Source organism: Candidatus Seribacter sulfatis (assembly GCF_964187635.1).
In the GTDB taxonomy this organism is placed as follows: Bacteria; Verrucomicrobiota; Verrucomicrobiia; order Opitutales; family Seribacteraceae; genus Seribacter; species Seribacter sulfatis.
This window is the reverse complement of sequence record NZ_CAXLMO010000116.1, coordinates 1-9,347: the sequence shown is the minus strand read 5'-3', so window position 1 is coordinate 9,347 and position 9,347 is coordinate 1. Positions and strand designations below refer to the sequence as shown.

Here is a 9,347-nt window from a genome sequence, read left to right as displayed (position 1 = left end):
TGAAATTCCCAATAGAGATATTCTCTTTTCTTTTGTTGATTCTTTTTACCCAAGAGTGTGGGAGCGAAGGATACTCCATCTAATCCGGTAGGAGCTTCCGTGCCTGACAATTCACACAGGGTGGGTAACAAGTCCCAACCCGCGGCAATATGGGAACTGGTGCTTCCGGATTTAATTTTACCAGGCCACCAGGCAACTGTGGCAACCCGGATGCCTCCCTCATATAGATCGCGCTTATATCCCTTGAGCGGACCATTGCTGTCAAAGAAGTCAGGCTTGTGACCACCTTCTTTGTGAGGGCCGTTGTCCGAGGTAAAAATCACCAGGGTATTATCATCGATCTTAAGTTCTTCCAGAAGATCAAGAATCCGCCCGACATCTTCATCCATATGCTCCATCATCGCCGCAAAGGCAGCCACCGGATTGGTGATCACCGAACCTCCATACTTCCCGGTAACCTTTTCAAATTCGGGAAACTTCTTCCTCCAGGGAGCAATCCGCTTTTCGGGAGACTGCATCGCCGCATGAGGAATCGTGAAGGGAACGTAGCAGAAAAATGGATTATCCTTATTTACCCGAATGAACTTCAGGCACTCGTCCGCAATCAATGTATGAGAGTAATGCTTACGATCCAGCATGACCTTTTTCCGATCGCTCCATACATGGGTGGGATAAAAATTATGAGACTGACGCTGGCAGTTCAGTCCATAAAAGCGATCAAAACCCTGATTCATTGGATCACCTTCGGTACCGGGAGCACCCAGTCCCCATTTACCGAACATACCCGAAACATAACCTGACTGCTTTAAAACTTCAGGGATAGTCACTGCCTTCATGGGTAACGGATGTTGCCCTTCGGGTTTGATCTCTTTATTACCGCGGATGTAACCACGGCCCGAATGATGACCGGTCATCAGGCTGGAACGGGAAGGTGCACAAACCGTACTGGAAGCATAGAAGTCGGTCAGCTTCATTCCCCCCTTGGCCATCCGGTCCACATTCGGAGTCTTAAATTTTTTCTGACCAAAACAGGAAAAATCCCCGTACCCGGCATCATCCACCATGATGTAGACAAAGTTTGGTTTCTTGGCCAAGGCCACGCATGAAAGGAACAGGAAGCTTGTAAGAGTGATGAGAAATATTTTCATAATTTAAGTACTGAGCAAATAATCATTTAATTGGCAGAAGAAGAAAAGGTCACGCTGAAATCTATAATCTAAAAATAATATCCTTCGGATCAACGGTTAATAATTGACCCGAAAGCCTTCTTCTCTTCCATCCTATTATATGAGAAACATTTTACTTTTAGTTTTCTTGTTTACAGGATTTCTCCAGCTTTCCGGAAAACCCAACATTCTAGTAATTATGTCGGACGATATGGGTTACTCCGATCTAGGATGTTTCGGCGGAGAGATTCGCACCCCGAATTTGGATTCCCTAGCCAACGGGGGTGTTCGCTTCACAAATTTCTACAGCGAAAATATGTGCTGGGTGTCCCGTGCTTCCATGCTCACCGGAGTGTATCACCGAACTTCCCTAAAAAACGGCACCCTTCATCCACACTGCATCAGTCTCCCCGAAGTTCTTAAGCAAAACGGATACGCTACCGGTATGATGGGCAAGTGGCACCTCGCGGGGAAATTCACACAAAACAATGGACGAGATGCGGTCTATCCCGATCAACGCGGATTTGATTACTTCTATGGAATCCTTGGCGGGGCAAGTAGTTTCTTTTCCCCTGAGGGTCTCAAAAGAAACCGAACTTCAATCGACCATGAATTTATGGACGATGAGGATTACTATTTTACTAACGCGATTGGAAAAGAAGCGATTTCATTCCTCCAAAAGTCTCCGACAGATCAACCTTTCTTTCTCTATCTGCCCTTCACTGCGGCCCATTGGCCCCTTCATGCACCGGAAGATGAAATTAATAACTACAAAGGAAAGTTCTCTGCTGGTTGGGATGAACTAAGGAAAAAACGCCTCAAACGAATGAAAGCATTGGGAGTCATTAACCAGTCAGTTAAACTTTCCCCCCGTCACCCTAATATTCCTGCATGGAAAGATGAAAAGCACAAAGCCTGGCAGGAACGGCGCATGGAAGTCTATGCCGCTCAGGTTAGCATAATGGATCGTGTCATTGGTGAAGTGATCGATCACTTACGGGAATCCGGACAACTTGAAAATACTCTCGTCTTTTTTACCATCGATAATGGAGGGTGCCATGTCGAATACCCGCCTAATAGAAAAGGTGACTACCTCCCAGAAAAAACCAGGGACGGTAGATCAATGAAACCCGGGAACCTCACTCACATTATGCCTGGTCCAGAAATTACCTACCAGAGCTATGGGTATGGCTGGGCCAATTTATCCAATACACCCTATCGCTTCTTCAAACAATATGACCATGAAGGGGGAATCCATACACCTATGATTGCTCACTGGCCAAAAAAAATTAAAACAAAGGGATCCACCAACCAAACCCTATCACATCTCGTTGACCTGGTACCCACCATTATCGAAGCCACCGGAATCACTCCGCCAGAAACCTCAGCGGGAAAAAAGAGAATCGCTTGGGATGGCCGATCCATTCTACCTGCTCTATTCGGTAAGAAACAAGCAGACCCAGCAGTCCTTTTTTTCCATCATGCGAGAGGCAAAGCTATCCGCACGGGAAATTGGAAACTCGTCTTCAATAAAGATCAAAAAAAGAGGGCCAAATGGGAACTTTATGATCTCAGCGTGGATCCAAATGAATTAAACGACTTGGCCGAACGAAATCCTCAAAAAGCCAATGAACTCGCCAAACTTTGGCAAAAACGGGATCAAAACCAAGTGGACAGAAATCGATTATAAAAACAATATTAAAACAACTTCAATTTCCGTACCCACAAATTATCTGCATCCAAAAAAATTCACTTATGAAATACGTTTCCTGCTTTTCCTTTACTGCGTTCATATACATTTTATTCGTGCCTCTTGCTGCTAGAGGCAAAAACATCGTCGTCATACTCAGCGATGATCACCGGTATGATTTTATGAGCTTCATGGAGGAATCTCCTGAATTCCTGGAGACTCCCAACCTGGATCGCCTTGCCACTGAGGGTGCTCATCTGGCCAATGCCTTTGTCACCACATCTCTCTGTTCTCCCAGCCGGGCCTCCATTCTCACCGGACAATATATGCGAAATCATCGGGTGGTTGATAACCAGCGGCCCGTGCCGCCAGGCACCATGTTTTTCCCTGAGTATTTACAGGATGCAGGATACCAAACTGGGTATGTGGGAAAATGGCATATGGGGCATGAAGACGACACCCCCCGAAAAGGCTTTGATCACTGGGTTAGTTTTGCCGGTCAGGGAACTTATTTCGATCCCACATTCAACATTAATGGCAAGAGGAAATCATTCAAGGGATACAATGCCGATCTGCTTACTGATCAGGCGATCAGTTGGCTCAACCAAGTATCCAAGCCCAATAAAAAGAAAAAACCTTTCTTTCTCCAAATCGGATACAAGGCAGTCCACTACCCTTTCCAGCCCCCTCCCCGCCATGCCGAACGCTATTCGGACAAAAAGATCGACTACCCGGAAACCATGGCAAACACCGAGGAGAATTATCAAACGCAATCCAATTGGATTCGTGAACGCAGGTATGGAATTCATGGGATCGACCATATGCAAACGGGTGCGTTGGATAAAGATCCCGTCCCGGACTTCGATGAACTGTATCATAATTTTTGCGAGACCGTTCATGCATTGGACGAGAATATTGGTCGAGTCCTCAACCAGTTGGATAAGCTCAAACTGACCGAAGACACCCTGGTTATTTATCTCGGGGATAATGGTTTCGCCCTCGGAGAGCATGGATTCTACGACAAACGCGATGCCTTCGAGGAATCCATCCGCATTCCCATGCTCGCCCGCCATCCCAAGTTGATCAAGCCGGGTGCCCGCATTGAAAACATGACTCTCAATGTGGATATTGCTCCCACCATTCTGGAATACGCGGGAGTTGCATTACCAGCCAATCCCAAGATGGACGGAGACTCCTTCCTTTCATTACTTCAGGGAAAGAAGCCAAAGCATAAATGGCGTGATCATTTCGTTTATGAATACCACTGGGAATGGAATTTCCCAGCCACCCCGACAACCCTCGCCATCCGTACAGATAAAGAAAAATACGTCTTTTATCATGGTGTGTGGGACCGGAACGGGTTTTATGATCTAAATTCCGATCCACATGAACGTCATAATCTAATCCATGTACCCGCTTACCAGGAACGTATCCTAGAACTTCGTGAAAAACTATTTAATGAACTCGATTCCACCAGTGGTCTTTCCCTCCCGATCCGTCGCCCAAAAAATGAACAGTTTTACGACCGCAAGCTCAGACGCTAGGTACTGTATAATTCTTTAATTTTAAGGAGGAAAAAGATTTTGATCTTCGAAGAACTGGACTTTAATTCCACCCCCATAGGTGACTTGGTATTGCGCCGCAGAAGAATACCGAAACTGGGGGATATTGATGTCTATGAAGTCAAACTGGGTGACGATTTTTTAATGTCCAGTCTATTTCATGAAGCAGAACATCAGCTCGCCAAGCTCGGGCTTGATTTAATGGAAAGAGACGATCTAGATGTAGTGGTGGGAGGCCTCGGGTTGGGATATACTGCGGTCGCAGCACTGGAAGATCCACGAGTAAGCTCGCTTGTCGTTATCGAATACCTAGCACCCGTAATCGAATGGCATAAGAATGGGTTGGTTCCCTTGGGCGAATCTTTAACTGGTGATCATCGGTGCCATTTGATTCATGCCGATTTTTTCGCTCTTTCTCAAGATACTGACAATCATTTCAATTCTGTAAATCCAGCAAAAAAGCACGATGTCATTCTTCTCGATATTGACCATACGCCAAGCAATGTTTTGTACCAGACCAATGCCCGGTTCTACACCGAAGAAGGATTGAATGAACTCAAGCAGCACTTGAAACCGGGGGGAGTTTTTGCGATTTGGGCAGACGGAAAACCAGAATCATCCTTCATCGATCGATTAGGCAAAGTCTTTGAGTCGTCTGAAGGTCATACCATAGAGTTTAATAATCCTATAACCGAAGACACGTCGAAGGGAACTGTCTACCTAGCCCAAAAGTCCGGCTAAACAAAGGATCGCATCCCGGCAAGCGGGAGGGACAACGAATTACTTGCCCTCGGGCAACTCGAGGATGGTGATGTTCCTGAACTTCACAGGTGCTCCGTGACCACAGAAACAGATGTGACCGCTACGCCGTTTGGCTCCTTTATGCTTGGGCTTGGCTTGATTGATCTCATCCAAATCTGCACTAAGAATCTCCGTTCCGTTCAGTTCCACTTTGATAAGCGGGCCATTAACCGTTACCTTCTGACGATTCCACTCACCAACAGGCTTAAGATGGCCACGCTTGGCTGCAGCTAAGGTGTAGAGTGATCCATGGTACTGGTAATCCTTGAGTTTCGCATATCGCTTGTGAGAGTTATCGAGTATTTGCAATTCCATACCCGCGTAAGCCGCATCTCCCTTTCCGGGATAGTGTATACCCAACCCATTGTTACCGCCGGGTGGCAAAAGAAATTCGAATTCGAACACATAATTAGAGTATTCCTTCTCCGAAACCAGATTGCCCCCCTTGCAGACAATTGTACCGTCCTCGACCACATAGTTGGCTTTTCTCCAGCCACTTAGATCTTTGCCATTAAATAAAGAGACTGGTTTGGCACCCAGGACAAAACTTGAAAGAATAACAAAAACGAGAAAAGGCATTAAATTTTTCATACCAGTAGGATTTGAGAATCGAAGACACTAAGCAAGAATATCCGTGACCACATGACCATGAACATCCGTGAGGCGCCGATCGATTGAGTTGTGTCGCACCGTCAATCGCTCGTGATCAAATCCAAGTTGGTGAAGCATGGTGGCGTAAGTATCGTACACGGTTGTGGGATTCTTTCGGTCTAGTGGTTTGTATCCCCACTGATCGCTCTCCCCGTGTGTCATTCCCCCTTGAAAGCCCCCTCCTGCAAACCAGTTGGTAAACACGAAGGGATTGTGATCCCTCCCCTTGCTTCCCTGACTACTGGGCATCCGTCCAAACTCCGTGGTCCAGTGAATAATGGTATCCTCAAGCAAACCGCGTTGCTTTAAATCCTTAATCAGACCAGCCGTCCCCCGGGCCATACCAAGGGAAAGAGATGGGTGATCCCGGGTCATGTCCTCATGGCTGTCCCAGTTACGACGGGGAAATCCATTATCATTCCCGCTCCATACCTGAACGAAACGAACGCCCCGCTCGATCAGCCTTCTGGCAATCAGGCATTTCCTGCCAAAGTATTCGGTTTCCTCTTCCGGATTAATCTCCTTGGGATACTCCTTTTTTGGATTTTCCAACCCGTACATTTTTAAAATATGGTCAGGTTCATTGGAAAGATCGAGGGCATCGGTGGCTGATAATTGTAACCGGGCCGCAAGTTCGTAACTTCGGATACGGGAATCCAATCGTGGGTCGAGGGGACGCTTTTGCTGGTGCATCCGATTCAGTTGATTAATGAGGTTTATTCCTTCACCATGACTCTCCCTGGTCACAAAGTTTGCCTGAGGATGCAGATCCTCGATCGGATTCGAACGCTGGGGAAAAATGGTGGTTCCCTGCGTGTGCGTCGGTAGAAATGCACTCCCCCAGTTCTTGGGGCCATTGGAAGCAAACCCACGATGATCCGGTAGCACTACAAAAGCCGGCAAGTCCTCATTTTCCGAACCCAACGCATAGCTCACCCAGGAACCGGCACCGGGAAACCCGGGCAATTGGAAACCTGTGGACTGTAAGTAAGTGGCCTGACTATGCACCCCCGTCTTGCCCACCATGTTATGTACGAATGAAATATCATCCACCACTTCACCGAGGGGCTCCACGATCTCGCTCAGTAACTTTCCACATCGCCCGTATCTCTTAAATGCGAATGGAGACTTCATCCATGGACCCAATCCATTCTGAAAAGCTTCGACATGCTCACCAAAATCTGACTCTTTCCCATGCCTCTTGATCAATTCCGGTTTGTGATCAAACATATCGATATGACTGGCCGCACCGGCCATGAATAATTGAATCACCCGCTTAGCCCGTGGTGGATGATGCAGGCCGGCGGGCAAACCAACTCCAGCCTGTAAGGGTTCCCTTGATAACATTGACGCAAGGGCCAACCCTCCCATCGTGGATTGAGATACAAAGGAACGGCGTGAAATCGGAGATAAGTTCATCATCAATCAATAAAGGAGAATTCACTCAGACTGAACAGGGACCGGCAAAGATTGGCCATACCATGCTTCTCCTCATACTGCACCAGCAACTGATATTCTTCGGGATTTGGCAGACGACCGGCAACCAGTTTAAAGCCGGCTTTAATCTGATAACCGCTCCCTTTCCCTTCTTTTGTCAGTCGATCGGCAAAATGCTGTGACATCGCAAGCGTGAACTTATTGTTAAGCAGACTGAGTGCCTGCAACGCGGTCAGGGTTTCATTACGTCTCGGAGTGCTCTGAGAGGAATCAGCGCAATCGAGTGTTGTCATAAACGGATTAGGCTGCGACCTCACCACAAAGCGATAAACAGATCGACGATGACTTTTTTGATCTTCGGGATCGAATTTGTGATAGTAATAATGAGGAGAATGAGCAGTTTGCTCTAAATTAAAAAGGTAAAACCCAGGCCCTCCCATTTCCAGATTCAGTTTACCACTCACCAATAAAACCGCATCTCTCATTTCCTCCGCCGAAAGTTTTCTCCGGTTCATTCGCCAGAGCCACTGGTTACTCGAATCAATTTTCGATTTATCTCCGTCCTCCAGCGAGGATTGCCGATAGGTTTCACTCATCACCAAAAGCTTATGGAGTTTTTTGAACGAACCTCCAGAATCACGGAAGTAAACCCCCAGCCAGTCCAAAAGCTCCGGATGAGTCGGTGATTGACCGAGCGGACCAAAATCATTGGGCGTCCCCACAATCGGTTGACCGAAATGCCATTGCCAGATCCGGTTTATAATCGCCCGCCAAGTGAGCGGGTGATCTTCGCGGACAATCCATTCCGCCAAAGCCGCCCGTCTCTCCGCTTCATCATGTACCTCCGGCAGATCAAACTCCCATTTTTCTTTGGCTAAAAGTGGAATCGTACCAGGGCGAACAGGGTCCCGTGGTTGGTTAACTTCTCCCCGATGCAGAACATGGATCCTCCGCGGCTTGCCTTTCGTGGGTTTAAAATTTGAGCGAGGTTTAAAATGCGTGGTCGCGGCGTAGACCATTTTTCCTTCCGGCAAGGCCTTGAGGCTTTTTTCGACCTCCTTCCGTTCCTTTTTTTTACTAGCCAGTTCTTTCCTTTCCTTATCTGTTTGCAAGGATGAGAGAAATATTTCGCGTTCCTTTTGGAGAGCATGAAGTTGTTTGGAATTCTCGGGATCTTTACTTTTGGACCATTTCCCATCCGTCAGGTTCGATTTTCGCCAACGAATCGGTGCTTCAATACTGTCCTGAGCGGTGACCTTTCTTCCCATCGCCAGATTTTCCAAATTTTCATCGAGGATCCGAAGTTCAGCTAATGCCAAAATATAATCGTTCTTTCTCTCCGCCAGTTTGGTTGCCTCAATTCTCAAATAACGGGCATGGGAATTTACCTTAAAGGAAACAGGCTCAAGGCGGGGATTTGCAAAGTCTTTCTTCGTGCGGTCCACCAATATTTGATTCCTGGAAAAGTCTTCCTTATTCGAGGCAATAATTTTAAATCGCTTGGGAAATCCAAAACCCGCACCGATCCCGGCAAAATCATCGTAACATGCATGTAATAAAACGGACTTGATCTTCTGCCTCTTTCCCAGATCCACCTGCACCCATTTAACTGAGTCAGGGCGTTGAACAATTTGACTGTGGTATCCATGCTCTGGCACCCGAGTCGCAATACCATTACTCTTCTGAAGTTTGGAGAGGCGGTCATTCAATTTCTTAAGTTCTCCCGCTCCTTTCTTTTTCAATTCCTTCACTGCCAAAGCGACTTCCCGGGCAAGAGTTCCCTGTTGGATTGATAATTGTTCTTTTTTGCGGGCCACTTTTGGATCGAGCCCATATATTCGGTCCGCCTTGTCGACCGCCGCAAAAACCGACTGCAAACTGTAATAGTGATCCTGCCCAATCGGATCCCCCTTATGCTCATGACAACGGGCACACTGGATCGTGGTGGCACAAAAACTGTTGAAGACATTGGATACCATATCATCCCTATCCAGATTACGTGCCACTTTACCATCAGTCTTGGATTCAGGTACTTCCACA

Annotated in this window: 7 protein-coding genes; 3 read left to right on the top strand and 4 right to left on the bottom strand. The window is 47.0% G+C overall.

From position 1 onward, the window contains the following. Positions 1-1,148: arylsulfatase (locus ACKPQ5_RS10560; RefSeq protein WP_407679074.1), on the bottom strand; the 1,148-nt coding region annotated here is incomplete at its 3' end. A gap of 139 nt (positions 1,149-1,287) precedes the next feature. On the opposite strand from ACKPQ5_RS10560, the gene ACKPQ5_RS10555 reads away from it, so the two are divergent. The 3 genes from ACKPQ5_RS10555 to ACKPQ5_RS10545 all read left to right on the top strand — a co-directional run bounded on the left by ACKPQ5_RS10555 (position 1,288) and on the right by ACKPQ5_RS10545 (position 5,159). Then, positions 1,288-2,856 (top strand): arylsulfatase, encoded by a 1,569-nt coding sequence (locus ACKPQ5_RS10555; protein ID WP_407679073.1) that lies wholly within the window; start codon positions 1,288-1,290, stop codon positions 2,854-2,856. 65 nt (positions 2,857-2,921) lie between these two features. Beyond that, positions 2,922-4,400: a sulfatase family protein gene (locus ACKPQ5_RS10550; RefSeq protein WP_407679072.1), complete on the top strand. Its 1,479-nt coding sequence runs from the start codon at positions 2,922-2,924 to the stop codon at positions 4,398-4,400. A 39-nt stretch (positions 4,401-4,439) separates the two neighbouring features. Beyond that, positions 4,440-5,159 carry a spermidine synthase family protein gene (locus ACKPQ5_RS10545; protein ID WP_407679071.1) on the top strand — a complete coding sequence of 240 codons (720 nt, stop codon included), beginning with the start codon at positions 4,440-4,442 and terminating at the stop codon, positions 5,157-5,159. A 39-nt stretch (positions 5,160-5,198) separates the two neighbouring features. On the opposite strand, the gene ACKPQ5_RS10540 is transcribed toward ACKPQ5_RS10545, so the two are convergent. From ACKPQ5_RS10540 to ACKPQ5_RS10530, 3 genes are all read right to left on the bottom strand, one after another. Beyond that, entirely contained in the window at positions 5,199-5,810 is a 612-nt protein-coding gene (locus ACKPQ5_RS10540) for a 3-keto-disaccharide hydrolase (RefSeq protein ID WP_407679070.1), read from the bottom strand. Between the two features lie 27 nt (positions 5,811-5,837). Continuing rightward, the gene (locus tag ACKPQ5_RS10535) at positions 5,838-7,289 is read right to left on the bottom strand and encodes a DUF1501 domain-containing protein (protein WP_407679075.1); all 1,452 of its coding nucleotides are present in this window, start codon (positions 7,287-7,289) and stop codon (positions 5,838-5,840) included. 2 nt (positions 7,290-7,291) lie between these two features. Then, the coding region (locus tag ACKPQ5_RS10530) for a DUF1553 domain-containing protein (RefSeq protein ID WP_407679069.1) at positions 7,292-9,347 on the bottom strand (2,056 nt) is incomplete at its 5' end.

What these genes read in the sequence shown, in the direction of transcription:
- ACKPQ5_RS10540 (WP_407679070.1), bottom strand. Translation starts at nt 5,810, where the DNA reads ATGAAAAATTTAATGCCTTTTCTCGTTTTTGTTATTCTTTCAAGTTTT.
- ACKPQ5_RS10550 (WP_407679072.1), top strand. Translation starts at nt 2,922, where the DNA reads ATGAAATACGTTTCCTGCTTTTCCTTTACTGCGTTCATATACATTTTA.
- ACKPQ5_RS10535 (WP_407679075.1), bottom strand. Translation starts at nt 7,289, where the DNA reads ATGAACTTATCTCCGATTTCACGCCGTTCCTTTGTATCTCAATCCACG.
- ACKPQ5_RS10555 (WP_407679073.1), top strand. Translation starts at nt 1,288, where the DNA reads ATGAGAAACATTTTACTTTTAGTTTTCTTGTTTACAGGATTTCTCCAG.